Consider the following 15205-nt stretch of genomic DNA (forward strand, 5'->3'; position numbering starts at 1 on the left):
TGGTTCGTGCGAGAGCCCGGCCCGTGGTGAAACACTAGGGGGCACCTCGTCGTGGACTCTATTCTTACTCACGAGTAAGTTACTTGTCGATACCGCTCGGCTGTCCCCTCGGGTCACCGCCGATGTCGAGATCGTCGACGAACGAGATCTCGGCGCGCACCAACCAGACAGCACGCATCCTCGATCGCAGAAGGTAGGAAGATGGCAGCCTCCAAGGGAGCCCCCGACATCTACTCGCAGTTCCTCTCGTCCGCGCCCGGCGCGTTCATCGCCAAACAGGCGGGACTGCCGAAGCCCGAGAACCTGCGGCGCTACAAGGCGGGTGAGCCCGCGCTCCCCGGCCCGGTGCTGATCGGCGGATCCGGCCGACTGGTCGAGCCGCTGCGCGTCCTGCTCTCGGACTACCCGGCCGCCGAACCGCACGACGACTCGTACGGCGCCCTGGTCTTCGACGCCACCGGCATCACGAACGTCGAGGGGCTCGAGGAGCTGTTCACGTTCTTCCAGCCCGTCGTCAAGAAGCTGGCCCCGTCGGCTCGCGTCGTCGTCCTCGGCACCACCCCCGAGGAGACCTCCGGCGTCGACGAGCACATCGCGCAGCGGGCGCTCGAAGGATTCACCCGCAGCGTCGGCAAGGAGGTCCGTCGCGGCGCGACCGCACAGTTGGTCTACGTCTCTCCCGATGCCGCGCCCGACCTGTCCGGAGTCGAGTCCACCCTCCGCTTCCTGCTGTCCGCGAAGTCGGCGTTCGTGAGCGGTCAGGTCATCGCGGTCGGATCCGAGTCCTCGACGCCCCCCGCATCCTGGGACCGCCCGCTCGAGGGCAAGGTCGCCGTCGTCACCGGCGCGGCCCGCGGCATCGGTGCCACCATCGCCGAGGTCCTCTCGCGTGACGGAGCGCATGTCATCTGTGCGGACATCCCCGCCGCCGGCGAGGCGCTGTCGGCCACGGCCAACAAGGTCGGGGGAACGTCCCTCGCTCTCGACGTGACCTCGCCCGACGCCGCCGACGTCATCGCCAAGCACGTGAAGGAACGTCACGGCGGGCTCGACATCATCGTCCACAACGCCGGCATCACGCGGGACAAGACCCTCGCCAACATGGACGACGCCCGGTGGAACTCGGTCATCGCCGTCAATCTCGCTGCACCGCACCGGATCACCTCGTCGCTCGTGGAGTCCGGCACCCTGAAGGAGGGCGGACGCGTGGTCGACGTCTCCTCGATCGCCGGTATCGCCGGAAACCGCGGGCAGACCAACTACGGCACCTCGAAGGCCGGAGTGATCGGCCTGGTTCACGCCGAGGCACCCGTGCTGGCGAAGAAGAACATCACGATCAACGCCGTCGCCCCCGGTTTCATCGAGACCGCCATGACGGCCGCCATCCCGTTCGCCACCCGCGAGGCCGGCCGCCGGATGAGCTCACTGCTGCAGGGTGGCGAGACCGTCGATGTCGCCGAGACCATCGCGTACTTCGCGGGACCGGCGTCCAACGCCGTGACCGGACAGGTCGTCCGGGTCTGCGGCCAGTCCTTGCTGGGGGCCTGACATGGCCTCGCGCACAGTCACTCTCGACGCACCGCCGAAGATCAGGGACGTCTACACCCGCGCCGCGCTGGGCTCGTTGCCCATTCCCGGAATCGGTGCGCAGAAGTCCGGCACCTCGGTGCCCGGGCACACGCTGGCGCTCCGCAACAACCGCATCGATCGGGAGAACCTCGCGCGGTACGCCCGGGTGACCGGGTTGCGGTTCGGCGACACGCTTCCCATCACCTACCCGTTCACGTTGCTGTTCCCGACCGTGATGTCACTGATGGTGGACAAGGCGTTTCCCTACCCCGCCATGGGATCGGTGCACGCGGAGAACGTGATCGAGAGCTTCCGGCCGATCTCGGTCTCGGAACCGCTCGACTTCGCGGTTCACGCGGAGAACCTTCGCGAGCACCGCAAGGGTCTCCTCGTGGATCTGGTCAGCGAGGTCAACGTCGGGCGAGAACTGGTGTGGCGCCAGACCTCCACGTTCCTGGGCCTGCAGAAGACCTCCCTCTCGGGTGGTCCGAAGGAGCCGGCGCCGGCCGACGAGGTACCGCCGCCGCCGACCTCCACACTGCGCGCTGACGAGAAGACCATCTCCCGGTACGCGGCGGTGTCCGGCGACCGTAACCCGATCCACGTCTCGTCGTTGGGCGCGAAGGCGTTCGGATTCCCCCGCACCATCGCGCACGGCATGTGGTCCGCCGCGGCCGCGCTCTCCGCGGTCGACGGAAAGATCGCCGACCGCGTCACCTACTCGGTGAAGTTCGGCAAGCCGATCCTGCTGCCGTCGACGGTCAACGTGTACGCCGAGCGGGCCGGAAGCGACGCCGATTCCGGATGGGATCTGTCGCTGAAGCATCCGAAGAAGGGTTACCCGCACCTGACGGGGACTCTGCGCTAGGCATCGACATCGCCGAACCGGCGCGTCCCGAGCAGGTGGGGGCGCGCCGGTTCGCACGCCGGTTCACGGCCCGGCACCGAGTGGGTCAGGCCCGCAGACCCCGCCACGCCAGGTTCTCCAGCAACGTCACCGCGTCGGTCACGTTCACCTCGCCGCCGGCGACGCGGTCGGCCACGGCCTCGCCCGCCCCGACGAGCGCGACCGCCATCAGCGCGAAGTCCTGCGAAGTGTGCGGATCCTTGCTGCTGGTCTCGAGCAGCGACGCGGTGAGATCGATCAGCAGGTCACGGCTGCTCTGCACCTGGCCCGCGAACGCCTGCCGACCCATGGCCTGGCGATACATGACCATCCACGACGAGCGGTGCTCGTCGACGAACGTCAGGAACCCGTGCAACGCGAGGCGCAGTTGTTCTCGGGGAGCGAGCGAGGGATCCCCGGCCGGGGTCATCGCCTCGACGAACTTCAGTCCCTCGCGGTGGATGCACGCGGCGAACAGTTCGTCCTTGCTGCCGTAGTAGAGGTAGAGCATCGGCTTGGAGATCGCCGCGCGGGCAGCGATCGAGTCCATCGAGGTGTTGTGAAAACCGTTCTCCGAGAACACCTCGACGGCAGCGTCGAGCATCTGCTGCTCACGGACGGCGCGAGGCAGCCTCTTGGTACCTCCGGCCATCGACACCTCCCGGGGCAGCAGCGAACACGGACGCCATCAACTGTACGACAACCGAAATACCCTGCTCCGACGCGTGGAGCGGGGCGGTCAGCAACCGCCGACGTTCTTGGCGCGGAGCACGGTCCGGGCCGCGTCGTCCACGTCGGCTTCCGGAAGCTCGCCCGACGCCACGACGCCCTCGAGGTGGTCGAGCACGCGAGGGACGTCGTCGGTGGTGAGCCACAGGGCCACGTCCGCACCGGCGACGAGCGCGGCCTCCACCGCCTGCTCGATGCCCAGACGCGAGGTGATGGCCTCCATACCGGACAGGTCGTCGGTGAAGATCGGCCCGTCGAACGCGGGGGCGCCGTAGCCGGTTCCGTTGCGCAGCAGAGCGATCGCCTCCGGACTGATGCTGGCGGGGACGCCCTCGGTGGTCAGTCCGGGAACATCCAGGTGGCCCATCATCGCGCCGACTCCACTGGTGACGAGCGCCCGGTACGGAACCAGGTCGCGCTCCTGCAGTGCGTCGAGCGGGGGCGTCGAGACCGCTCCGGTGTGCGAGTCACCGGAGCCCGATCCGTGACCGGGGAAGTGCTTGATCACGGGCAGGATTCCCGCGTCGCGAAGCCCGTTCGCGTACGCGCCGGCGTACTCCACGACCCGCTGAGGATCGTCGGAGAAGGAGCGATCGCCGATCACGGAATCGTCGGGTTGGCTGCTCACGTCGACCACGGGGGCGAAGTCGACGGTGATACCGAGATCCGCGAGACCGCGGCCTCGTTCGAGGGCCATCGCGTAGACCTCGTCCACCGTCATCGTCGCGGCGGCTTCCCGTGCCGACGGGTCGGCGCCGAGTATGTTCGCGACGCGCGAGACGCGGCCACCCTCCTCGTCGATGGTGACCATCAGGGGAACGGTCGAGTTCTGCTGTACGCGTGAGACTCCGCCGTCGGTCAGCATCGTCTCGTCGGTCCAGCTCCCGACGAAGATGCCGCCGATCCCTTCCGCCGCGACGATCTGCTGCGCGTCCTCGGTCCCGGTGATGCCGACGGTGAGCAATTGAGCGAGCTTCGCTCGCAGGGACATCGGTGCCAGGTACGACGCGCACGCGTCGACGGCGGGTGCGGGCGCGGGCGCCGGCGGCGGCGCCAGCGCGGAGGAGGGCGTGCCCGCCGTTGCGGGCGCGGACGCCGTCGTCGACGTCGGTTCGGGTTCGGCCGAGCCGCACGAGACCGTCACCGCCGCACAGGCGGCGACGACCACCGCGATGACGGAACGAGAAGGGTGTCGGGAAGACGAGGGCATGGCATCCCACCGTACAGGGGCGAACCTTCCCCTGCCGGTGCGGGAGGAACCGAATCGTTATCGCTCGACGCCGCCGCCAGGGCGTGACCGACGTTACTATTGCTGCACCAACCGCACTGTTGCTGCACCACCCGCCTACCCCGGGGAGAGCGCCATGTCCTGCGACGTCATGTTGATCGCGTACGACGGTTCCGACAACGCGCGGCGCGCGGTGGAGTATGCCGGGCGTTTCCTGCAGGCCGAGCGCGCGATCGTCGTCACCGCCTGGGAGCCGATGGTGCGCCAGGCCGCTCGCATGTCCGGACTCTCCGGGGTCATGGCCCCGGAATGGCTGCCGGACGATCAGGTCGAGGACATCGCCATGCTCGACGCCAAGTCCACCAACAGCGACGGACTCGAACTCGCCAAGCGCGTAGGCATCAACGCGGACGGCCGCTGCGCCGAGTCGCACTCCGCCATCTGGACCACCATCGTCGACATCGCGGACGAGGTGAACGCGGACATCATCGTCACCGGCACCCGCGGGCGAACGGGGCTGCGATCCCTCCTGCAGTCGTCCGTGGCCGAGCTCGTGCTCAAGCACAGCCATCGGCCGGTGCTCATCGTGCCGCCGGGACGCTGAGCCGCCCTCGCCCGCACGCTCGTGGTGATAGGTTCGTAGCGCGCGAGCGTTCGTCGTTCGTCCGCCGTGTGCGTCCGCACGCCGATCAGTCGACTGGAGATTTTCGATGAACGTAGTTCCCGCCGTCATCAGTGCCGCCGCGGGCGCGGTTCTCGGAGCCGTCGTCGTCTTCGGTGGAGTCGCCGCCGCGTCGTCGAACGCTCGTCCCGAGATCGATCGTTCCGGCACCGCCGATTCCTCCCTGCTGAACCAGGTCGAGTACGGCAGCCGCTGACAACGGATCGAGCGCCCCTGGGCAACCGGTGGCGCCTCTGGTCGGCCGCCCTTGCCCTGGTCCTCGCGTTCGTCCAGGCACCCGGCCTGGTGGTCGCGGACACCAAGTACGACCTGACCGAGAACCCCCTCGGCTTCCTGTCGCGGGCCTCGCACCTGTGGACGACCGCCGCGCCGCTGGGCCAGGTGCAGAACCAGGCCTACGGGTACTTCTTCCCGCACGGCGCGTTCTTCGCAGTGGGCGACCTGATCTCGTTGCCGCCGTGGATCACTCAGCGGTTGTGGTGGGCACTGCTGCTCTTCCTCGGCTTCTGGGGCATCGTGCGGCTGTGCGAGGCCCTCGACGTCGGTAGCCGCGGATCACGCGTCGTCGCCGGCCTCGCCTTCGTGTTGGCGCCGCGGGTGCTCACCACCCTGGGATCGATCAGCTCGGAATCGCTGCCGATGATGCTGGCTCCCTGGGTACTGCTTCCCCTGGTCCGCGTCTTCTCCGGCCGATCGGTGTCCGTCCCCGCCGCCGCGGCCCGGTCCGCGGTGGCGGTGGCGGCGATGGGTGCGGTCAACGCCGTCGCCACCGCGGCCGCCACCGGGGTCGCGGTGCTGTGGTGGCTGGCGCACCGACCCGACGGCCGGTGGCGGCGGTTCACGCTGTGGTGGATCGGATCGCTCGTCCTCGCCACCGCGTGGTGGATCGTCCCGCTCCTCATCCTGGGCGGCGTGAGTCCCCCGTTCCTCGACTACATCGAGTCCTCCGGCACCACCACGCAGTGGACCTCGCTGACGGAGATCCTGCGCGGGACCAGCAGCTGGACCCCGTTCGTCTCGCCGGAACGCATCGCCGGCGCGGTCGTGGTGACCCAGCCGGCGGCCGTGATCACCACCGGCGTCGTGGCCGCGGCGGGCCTGGCGGGTCTGTGCATGAAGGCCATGCCCGCGCGGGGGCGTCTCGCGCTCGTGCTGTTCGTCGGAGTCGTGGGCATGTCCATCGGCTACGTGGGCGGTCTGGCGTCGCCCGTCTCCGAATCGGTGCGCGTGTTCCTCGACGGCGTCGGCGCTCCCCTGCGCAACGTGCACAAACTCGAACCGCTGGTGCGTCTTCCGCTGGTGTTGGGACTCGCGCACCTGCTGGCGCAGGTCCCGCTGCCCGGGTCCGTTCCGCGCCCTCGCTGGCGTCGGGCGGTCGCCCATCCCGAGCGCGAACCGATCATGGCGTTCGCCGCGCTGATCCTGGTCGCCCTGACCGTGTCGACGTCGTTGGCGTGGACCGGCCGCCTCGCTCCCAGCGGCGCGTACGACGAGGTGCCCGCGTACTGGGACGAGGCCGCCGCGTGGTTGGGTGAGAACCAGGGCGACGCGCCGGAGCAGTCGCGGGCCCTGGTGATTCCCGGTGCACCCCTGGCCGCACAGGTGTGGGGGCTGACCCGTGACGAACCGCTGCAGGCCCTGGCGCGAGCCCCCTGGGCCGTGCGCGACGCGGTCCCCCTGGTCCCGCCCGGCGCGATCCGAGCTCTCGACTCCGTCCAGCGCCTCCTCGCGAACGGACGACCGTCCGCCGGGCTCGCGGACACCCTGCGCGGCATGAACATCGGGTATCTCGTCATGCGCAACGACCTCGACCCCGAGACCTCCCGCTCCACCCGGACCGCCCTGGCGCACCGCGCCGTCGACTCGTCGCCGGGCCTGACGCGGGTCGCGACGTTCGGCGAGGACCTCGGACCGCGGCCCGTCGAGGGGGTGGTGGTGGACTCCGATCTGCGCCCGACGTACCCGGCGATCGAGATCTACGCGGTGCGCGACGGGGTCGCCGGCCCGTACACCGTGTTCGCCGACGACGTCCCCCGCGTCCAGGGTGGTCCGGAGGTCCTCGCCCGACTCGACGACCACCGGGAACGGGACGGACTCGACCCGACGCCCGCCGGACCGGTCCTGCTCGACGGCGATGCCCGCGCCGCGGGCCTGACCACGGACGAGGTCCTGGTCACCGACACCCCCGTGGATCGGGAGGTGGACTTCGGATCCGTGGACGATCACAGCTCCGCCATCCGAGCCCCGAACGACCCGCGCCGCACGCTCAACGCGGTGCCCGATTACCCCGTGTCGGCCGCACCCCTGGTCCAGGGACGCTGGAGCGGAGCACGCGTCACCGTGTCGTCCTCGGCGGGCGACGCCACCCAACTCGGTGGCGCGGCGCCCGGCAGCTCGGCCGCGGCCGCCGTGGACGGCGATCTCGCGACCAGCTGGGTCAGCAACGGCCTCGAGGCGTCCCTCGGCCAGTGGCTCGAACTCGAGCTCGACACCCCCATCACGTCGGGGCTGCTCCAATTCCGTACCAGCCCCGGCGCTCTCGGCTCCCCGGTGAAATGGGTGGAGGTCGAGACCGAGGTCGGTACCGCGGCGGCGCGCATCACCACCCCCGGCGAACCCGTCGTCGTCTCGCTGCCCGCGGGCACCACGTCCACGATCCGCATCACGGCCACCCAGACCGAGGACGGTTCCTCCGGCGCCCAGTTCGGCCTGGCCGACGTCTCCGTCGCCGACTACTCCGATCCCGACGCCCCGGTGGGTGTCTCGATTCGTCACCACACCGATCTCCCGCCGGTCGCCGACGGCGTCGAGGTCACGGGGTGGAGTCTCGCGCAGGAACTTCCGGGACGGACCGGATGCATCGACACCGGTGATCGCGTCCGCTGCTCGGGCGGTCTGGCCCTCGAACCAGAGGAACTCGACGCCTTCGAGCGCACGCTGTCCGTCCCACGCGGTACCGCGGTCACTCCCGAATTGTGGCTGCGCGCACGGCAATCCCCGGCTCTGGAGGACCTGCTCGCCGCCGGATCGGCCGACGATCGGCCGCGCGCACGGGGCCCGGCCGAGGTGGGCGACGTCCGCGGATCGGCGTTCGCGCTGACCGACGGAGACCCCCGCACGTCGTGGACCGCAACCGAGAGTTCCATCGAGCAGCGCGCCGGGACCGCGCCCACCGTCACCCTCGAGCTGCCCGAACCCACCCTCGTCGACGGCCTCGAGCTGACCCAGTCCCTCGGTCCGCTGCCCGCCCACCCCACGCGCGTGGCGGTCAACCTGGGGACGGGCCCGCAGGTGCGCGACATCGACGCCGAGGGGTCGACCGCCGTGTCGCTCACGCCGGCCGTGACCGATCGCATCGTGCTATCCATCGTGGACTGGGACGACGTACTCGACCGCACGGCACTGGGTTTCACGCAGAATCGCGCTCCCGGTCTCGCCGAGGTGACGGTCTCGTCGCCCGGTGCGTCCACCGTCGCGGCGTTCGACCCCGACCGACCGGTGACGCTGGACTGCAGCCAGGGCCCGACCATCACCGTCGCCGGTCAACTCGTCCGCACCGCCGTCGACACCACCGCGGGTGCGCTCGCGTCCGATGCCCCGATCCGCGCGACACTGTGCGCGGGCGACGTTCCGGTCTCGGCGAACGTGTCGAATCCGATTCCGTTGCCGGTCGGGCCGCAGGAGGTGTCGGTGGATCCGGGGAACGCGTTTGTCGTCTCGTCCATGCACCTGCGCGCCGGGCTCGTTCCCGCCGTCGCTCCGACGCCCCCGTCGCCGACGCCGGTGACCACCGACGCCTGGACGGAGAACCATCGGGAAGTCCTGGTACCGGGTTCGCAGCAGGACCGCATCCTCGTGGTGCCGGAGAGCACCAACTCCGGCTGGCGCGCCACCGAGCCCGACGGCACGGTTCTCACCCCGATCGTGGTGAACGGATGGCAACAGGGCTGGGTGATCCCGGCCGGAACGTCGGGCGCCGTGACGCTCGACTACCCGGCGGACACCGGGTACCGCGCCGCGATCGTCGGGGGGCTGCTGTTGCTGATTCCGTTGACGCTCGTCGCCTTCCGATGGCGTCGGGCACCGGATCCCGCGAGCACGCCCACCCGCACCCGGCGTTCACCCGTCGTGGCGGCCGCACTCGTCGCGGCGGCGATCTGGGCGATCGGCGGTGTCGCGGCGCTGGGGTGGCTCGTCGCCCTGACGGTGGCGTCCGCAGCCGTGGCTCACCGGTTCGGCCTTCGGGTCGCCGGGCGCGTGCTCGTGGGCGTCGGCGGGATCGGGATGTCGGTGGCGGCGGCCCTGCTGTCCACCGGACCCTGGCGCGACGCGGACGGGTACATCGGTCACTCCGCCGTGGTTCAGCTCTTCGCGCTGCTGTCGTTGTCGGCCGTCGGCGTCGCAGCGGCGTGGGGATGCGTGTCTCCGGACGTGCGGCGGGTGCTGTCGACGCGGCGCACCGCGGACCGCACCGGTTCTTCGATCAGGGCGTAACTCGCCGCGGCCACCGGAATGCTCAGCACGAGGGTGAGCAGCGTGACCTCGACGAACCCGCCCGAGAACGGCGTGATCCCGAAGACGGGGAACACGACGGCGAGAACGGCGAGATGCCACATGAAGAGTCCGTACGACCACCGTCCCAGGGTGAGTGCGAGGGGCGAGGACAGCCACGGCGCCCGCACTCCCGCCCCGAGCACCAGCGGAGCGATCAGCGCGAACGCGATCACGGCCCCCAAGGCGATGCGCACCGCGAACTGCCACGGTTCGGGTGTGACGAGTCCCCGCGGCCCGGCGAGTTCGGTGGCGGACAGCGCGAAGCACACCGCGGCCGCGAGCAGGAGAAGGCGTCGGTGGTCGGCGGTACGGATCACCGCAGCGGCGAGGCGTCCGGGTGGGTTCACCGCCCGCCCCTGCGTGCTCGTCTGTACCGCCCATTCCGCGATCACCATGCCCACCCCGAACCACGGCAGGTAGCCGGGCAGCCAGTTCTCGATGTTGACGCCGTCCTCGGTGGGGACGGGCAGGTAGGTCCACCCCAGCGAGAGCACGCACACCACCGTCACGAGCGTGACTCGCCATCGAGCTCGGTGTCCGCGCAGACCGGCCATCGCCAGGCCGATGAACGGAAGGAGCAGGTAGAAGGCGATCTCCACCGACAGCGACCACATCTGGGTCATGCCCTGGGTCAGCGTCAGCGGGACGAACACCTGCACCAGAGTCAGGTTCGCCACCCACACTCGCAGTCCGCCGCCCGCCTCGGGCAGCAGGAGCAACACGACGGTGACCACCACCCAGTACGCAGGCAGGATGCGCGCGGCGCGGTGGAGCAGGTACCGACGCACGGGCGGGGCGGGCGCCAGGCCGCGGGCCGCCGCTGCGTGCGGGCGCCACAGCAGGAAACCGGAGAGCGAGAAGAACACGGCCACAGCGAGATCCAGGCGGCCGAAAAGGTGTCCGATCACGGGTAGCTCGGTCGTGCCAGTCTGAAATGCGGTGTGGGTGAGGAGAACTGCGAGGGCAGCGAGCCCACGCATGCCCTCGAGCGCGGGGACGAAACCCCGCTCGGACGTCCCGGATGTCGACTCGGCCCTGCGCACGACGTCGAGTCTGCACCACGACAACCGATCCGACGCCGGTCTCGACTGTTAGGGTTCGGTGCACTCACCACTCACAGGGGGAATTGATCACATGGCGAACCGATCCTCGCTCGGGCGCGCACTTCCGCTCGTATTGATCGGCCTCGGAGCATTCCTCCTGGTCATCGCGCTTCTCATCCCCACCTACGCGGTGGGCCGATTGGAGAAGACCCCGCTGGATCTCGAGATCACCTCGGTGTCCACCGGAACCGGCTCGGTCCTCGACTCGGCGTCGCTCACCGCGGGGTCCGCGACGGTCGACGAGGACGTTCCGCTGATCTCGCAGCGCTTCGTCACCACCGAGGAGCCCTCGGACGCGGACCGCATCACGCTGCAGGCCGGTTCGACGCTGCGCCGCACCGACCGCCAGGGCGACACCGGCCTCCTCACCGCCAACGTCGACCGCGTGACCATCGACCGCACCTCGTCGATGCCGGTGGAGCCCATCGGGTCCATCCAGACCGCGTCGGACGCTCCCGCGCAGGAGGTCGAGCACACCGGACTGCAGTACAAGTTCCCGTTCGACGCGCAGCAGCAGACCTACCCGTTCTTCGACGTCGTCGCCCGCGAGTCCTTCGACATGACGTTCGTGGAGGAGACCGAGATCCAGGGTGTCCCGGTCTACCACTACACGCAGACCATCCCGGCCGTGGACCTGTCCACCGTCGTGAACAGCCCGGCCAACCGGCTCGCCCTTCCCGCCTCCACCTGGGGCGTCGAGGGTGGAGACGTCCCGATCACCATGACGCGGTTCTACGAGAACGTGCGCAACGTGTACGTCGAGCCCGTCACCGGCGTGATCGTCCGCGGCGAGGAGGACGTGCACCAGTACTACGCCCGTCGCGCCGGCACCCCGGAGGTCGACGTGGTCCGCGCCCTCATCGGCTTCGACCAGAACACCGTCGACAACCAGCTGGCCCGCGCGCAGGACGGCAAGGACCAGTTCGCCCTGATCGGCCGCACCGTGCCCCTCGTCGCCGGCATCCTCGGCGTCATCGCGCTGGTGGCCGGAGTGCTGCTCTCCCTGCGAGGCGGCCGGGGTCGCGGCACCGCACGTCCCACCACCCCGAACCGTGGACCTGCACCCGCCGCGACCGCCGCCCAGCCGCGGACCGATCCGGACTACGACCGCACCGAGGATCGGACCGAAGAGATCCCGCGGACCAACCTGCGCAAGGACTGACGCCGGGGCGCCCCTCGGCGTGCACGACGGTCCGATTTCGGCCCGGATCGACGGTTTCCCGTCGGTTCGGGCCGAAATCGGATCATGGTGCACGGGTGGCGCCGCCCGTTCAGGGACGCAGCAGCGTGACCCCCGCGTCGTCGCCGAGCGCCGTCAACGCCGCGTGCGCGTCGTCCAACGGCAGGATTCTCCCGATCATCCGTTCGAGGCTCTCGACCGGAAGTGTGCGCAGCAGTTCCGGATACTCCCGCGCAGCGAGTCCGTGGCTGCCCAGCACGTCGAGTTCCCCGGCGATCACCGCGTCCATGGACACGTGGGCGCCGTCCGGTAGCAGTCCGATCTGGACGTGCCGACCACGTCGCCGCAACGCCCGGAGCGCGGCGTCGGCCAGACCGGGGTGGCCCGAACATTCGAGGGCCACGTGCATGCCCGGCGGCACCGCGTCCGCGACCCTCGTGGCGCCCAGCACCGACGCCAGCTCGCGAGCGGCCGGGGAACGGTCGACCGCGGTCACCTCGGCCCCCGCGGCCGACGCCACGATCACCGCCGACAGTCCCAGTCCGCCGCAGCCGTAGACCGCGACCTGCTCGCCGGCCGTCACCCTCGCGCGTCGGTGCACCGCTCGCCACGCCGTCGCGTAGCGGCAACCGAGAGTCGCCGCGACGTCGAACGAGATGGCGTCGGGAAGGGCGACGAGGTTGGTCTCGGCGTACCGCACCGCGACGAACTCGGCGTAGGAGCCGTCGTGCGTGAATCCCGGCTGCTCCTGCCGTTCGCAGACCTGCTGCTCACCGGCCGCACACATCGCGCACGTTCCACACGCACAGACGAAGGGAACCGTGACGCGGCGACCGATCCATTCCCGTCCCACGTCGGAGCCCACCGAGACCACGGTGCCCGCGAGTTCGTGCCCCGGCACGAAGGGGAGTCGGACGCCGTCGTCGTGCCCCTGCCACGCGTGCCAGTCGCTGCGGCAGACGCCGGTGGCGGCCACCTCGACGACGGCCCCGTCCGCGGACGCGTCGGGACGGGGGATGTCGCGGATCTCGCCGGGACGGCCGAACTCGTCGATGACCAGTGCACGCATGGCCACATATCTATCAGGCTCGGCGGACCGTCAGGGAAGCACGGAGATCTTTCGGGCACCGACCGTGTTGGTGACGGACCCGATGCGCTCGATGTCGAGCCGCACCACGTCTCCCGTGCGGATCCAGCGATCGAGCTCCATCCCGCACCCGTTGGGCAGGGTTCCCGAGGTCAGGAGTTCACCGGGAAGGATGCGCTCCCCGCGACTGGCGTAGGCGAGGCCCTCGGCGATCGACCAGCGCGCGTCACGGGTCGAGGTGGCGGACCACACCTCACCGTCGACCGTGACGGTGCCCCGCAGCGAATCGAGGTGCGGCAGGATCTCGTCCGCGGTCACCACCTCCGCGCTCATGGAGCTGCCGAACGTCTTGGTCTTGATCACGGGGCCGAACGGGGCGCGGCGCTGCTCGTCCCACTGCACGTCCCGCGCACTGAAATCGTCGAAGACCACGAAGCCGCCCAGCGCGGCCTCCGCCTCCGCGACGGTCGCGTCCTCGACGGGCGTGGTGACGACCGCGCCGTACTCCAGTTCGAAGTCCAGCAGGTCGGTGTATCCGGGCCACGGCATCTCGTCGCCGTCGCCGACGACCGTCACGTGGTTGCCGGTGTAATACAGCGGGTGCTCGGTGAACGCGGCACCCGGCGTGAGGGCAGGGAAAGGTTTGCCGGTCACCCGCTTGAACGCGGACACGAAGGGGGCGGCCACCGCCAGGTTGCGGCGCACCATCGTCATCGCCGCCTGCTCCCAGTGCCGGTCCCACCCGCAGAAGCACCGCAGCGACGCCGGATCGAAGGCCGTCGAGCGGTACGTGTCCGACGCCGCCGCCACACCCTCGCTCGCGGCCCGGTCCACGGCGTCGCGCGCGGTCTCACGAACCCGCTCACCGCCGGCCAGGAACTCCAGAATCGTCTCGGGAAGCGGATCGCCGCCGGCGTTCTTCACCGCCTCGGCGAGATCGATCCAGCGTCCCGTCGGCTCGTGCAGAACCGCGGTCCCGGTGGTCCCCCTGCGCAGTCTCATCGTCGAAGCCTTCCCCCGAAGTACAACAGCCCAGCAGCTCAGCAGCCCACCGATCCAATCACACGCGGCGGGTCCAGGCGATGGTCGTGACCACAACACTCGTGACCGCGGCGCAGGTCGCGGCCACAACGACGAGCTGCGTGGGAGTGCTCACGAACACGACGACGACGATCATCTCGACCACGAGAGCCGTCCACGCGACGAGCGCGGTGCGCGTCTGCCCCCGAGCGACGGCCGCGAGCAGCGCGCAGTGCATCACCGCGAGCGCGGCACCCTGACACGCGAACAGCCACACCAGCGAGCGCACCGGCGCGTACTCCTCGAACACCAGCGGAACCAGCGGTCCGGCGAGGGCGGCGCCCACCACCACGACCGCGCCGATACCGAGCAGAATCGTCACCGCCGCCCGCACGGCGGCCACCGATTGCCGAGGGTCCGCCATCCGGGGGTAGAGCACCACGCCCACCGACTGCGGCAACCAGAACGCCGCCTTCGCCGCGACCGCACCGAGCGCGTAGATCCCGGCGTCGTCGGCACCGAGAACCGCGCGCGCCAGCACGACGTCCATCGTGGACAGCCCCACGATCACCAACTGCACCTGCGACGCGCCGAGCACCCCCAGCCACCGTCGTCGCGTCGGGTCCTCACCGGTGTCGACGTGCGCGGGGCCGCGATCGACCTGGAAGTGGGCGAGAACCGCCATCACCGCCGTTCCCACCGCCCCCGCCGCCAGGGCCGGACCCGTCGACGCCCCGAGCAGCAACGCGAGCACCACCGGCCCCACCTTCGCCACTCCGCTGCCGGCGAGCACCGCACCCAGCGCACCGAATCGCGACTGTCCCTGCAGCAGGCCCTGTTCCGTTGCCAGCAACACCAGGAACGGCGCGGTCAGCAGCGCCGCCGCGGCGGTGATCACGGCCGTGTCCAGCACGGACGCGACCACCGGGGTCGCCACCACGGCCAGCACGGTCACCACCGCGGCGCACTGCTGACCGAGCCGACGCAGATCCGCTCGACCGCGGCCGTGGACCGCGTCGCGCGCGATCACCGTCTGCAACGCCAGCGCCGGCACGGCGAGGATGAGCTGAGCAGCCAGAAGCGATGCGAACTCGCTGTACAGACCGGGTCCGAGCAGGATCGCGGCCGCGGCCGCCAGCAGGTAGGACGCGATGTTCGCGACCATCG

At 70.3% G+C, this 15205-nt stretch carries 11 protein-coding genes and 1 pseudogene; 6 read left to right on the forward strand and 6 right to left on the reverse strand.

The window, feature by feature from the left end; translation table 11 throughout:
• Positions 1–201: 201 nt before the first annotated feature.
• Positions 202–1548 (forward strand): 3-oxoacyl-ACP reductase, encoded by a 1347-nt coding sequence (locus tag ACY466_RS18960; protein WP_463247859.1) that lies wholly within the window; start codon positions 202–204, stop codon positions 1546–1548.
• A 1-nt stretch (position 1549) separates the two neighbouring features.
• On the forward strand, positions 1550–2437 hold the full coding sequence (locus ACY466_RS18965) for a MaoC/PaaZ C-terminal domain-containing protein (protein ID WP_463247863.1): 888 nt from the start codon (positions 1550–1552) through the stop codon (positions 2435–2437).
• A gap of 85 nt (positions 2438–2522) precedes the next feature.
• On the opposite strand, the gene ACY466_RS18970 is transcribed toward ACY466_RS18965, so the two are convergent.
• Together ACY466_RS18970 and ACY466_RS18975 are read right to left on the reverse strand one after the other, a co-directional pair.
• Complete coding sequence (locus ACY466_RS18970; protein ID WP_463247867.1) at positions 2523–3107, reverse strand: TetR/AcrR family transcriptional regulator; 585 nt, start codon at positions 3105–3107, stop codon at positions 2523–2525.
• A gap of 87 nt (positions 3108–3194) precedes the next feature.
• On the reverse strand, positions 3195–4394 hold the full coding sequence (locus ACY466_RS18975; RefSeq protein ID WP_463247871.1) for a glycoside hydrolase family 3 N-terminal domain-containing protein: 1200 nt from the start codon (positions 4392–4394) through the stop codon (positions 3195–3197).
• A gap of 154 nt (positions 4395–4548) precedes the next feature.
• Here ACY466_RS18975 and ACY466_RS18980 point away from each other — a divergent pair, with 154 nt between their 5' ends.
• The 3 genes from ACY466_RS18980 to ACY466_RS18990 all read left to right on the forward strand — a co-directional run bounded on the left by ACY466_RS18980 (position 4549) and on the right by ACY466_RS18990 (position 9588).
• Positions 4549–5016: a universal stress protein gene (locus ACY466_RS18980; RefSeq protein ID WP_463247875.1), complete on the forward strand. Its 468-nt coding sequence runs from the start codon at positions 4549–4551 to the stop codon at positions 5014–5016.
• A gap of 106 nt (positions 5017–5122) precedes the next feature.
• Positions 5123–5290 (forward strand): DUF2613 domain-containing protein, encoded by a 168-nt coding sequence (locus tag ACY466_RS18985; protein ID WP_463252361.1) that lies wholly within the window; start codon positions 5123–5125, stop codon positions 5288–5290.
• Complete coding sequence (locus ACY466_RS18990) at positions 5287–9588, forward strand: DUF3367 domain-containing protein (protein WP_463252362.1); 4302 nt, start codon at positions 5287–5289, stop codon at positions 9586–9588. The genes ACY466_RS18985 and ACY466_RS18990 overlap by 4 nt, the downstream gene beginning before the upstream one ends.
• Before the next feature lie 20 nt (positions 9589–9608).
• Here the strand turns inward: ACY466_RS18990 and ACY466_RS18995 are convergent.
• A pseudogene (locus ACY466_RS18995) lies at positions 9609–10691 on the reverse strand (acyltransferase family protein); the annotation flags it as partial.
• A gap of 91 nt (positions 10692–10782) precedes the next feature.
• On the opposite strand from ACY466_RS18995, the gene ACY466_RS19000 reads away from it, so the two are divergent.
• A complete protein-coding gene (locus ACY466_RS19000) occupies positions 10783–11913 on the forward strand; it encodes a PorA family protein (protein ID WP_463247879.1) in 1131 nt (376 codons plus the stop codon).
• Positions 11914–12022: 109 nt separating this feature from the next.
• On the opposite strand, the gene ACY466_RS19005 is transcribed toward ACY466_RS19000, so the two are convergent.
• From ACY466_RS19005 to ACY466_RS19015, 3 genes are read right to left on the reverse strand one after another with little or no spacing between them, the layout of a single operon-like run.
• Entirely contained in the window at positions 12023–13000 is a 978-nt protein-coding gene (locus ACY466_RS19005) for an alcohol dehydrogenase catalytic domain-containing protein (protein WP_463247883.1), read from the reverse strand.
• Between the two features lie 30 nt (positions 13001–13030).
• On the reverse strand, positions 13031–14020 hold the full coding sequence (locus ACY466_RS19010) for a fumarylacetoacetate hydrolase family protein (protein WP_463247886.1): 990 nt from the start codon (positions 14018–14020) through the stop codon (positions 13031–13033).
• Between the two features lie 58 nt (positions 14021–14078).
• Positions 14079–15203, reverse strand: a complete 1125-nt coding sequence (locus ACY466_RS19015) for a polysaccharide biosynthesis protein (RefSeq protein WP_463252363.1) — start codon at positions 15201–15203, stop codon at positions 14079–14081.
• Positions 15204–15205 lie beyond the last annotated feature (2 nt).

Source organism: Rhodococcus sp. K11/5 (assembly GCF_055193735.1).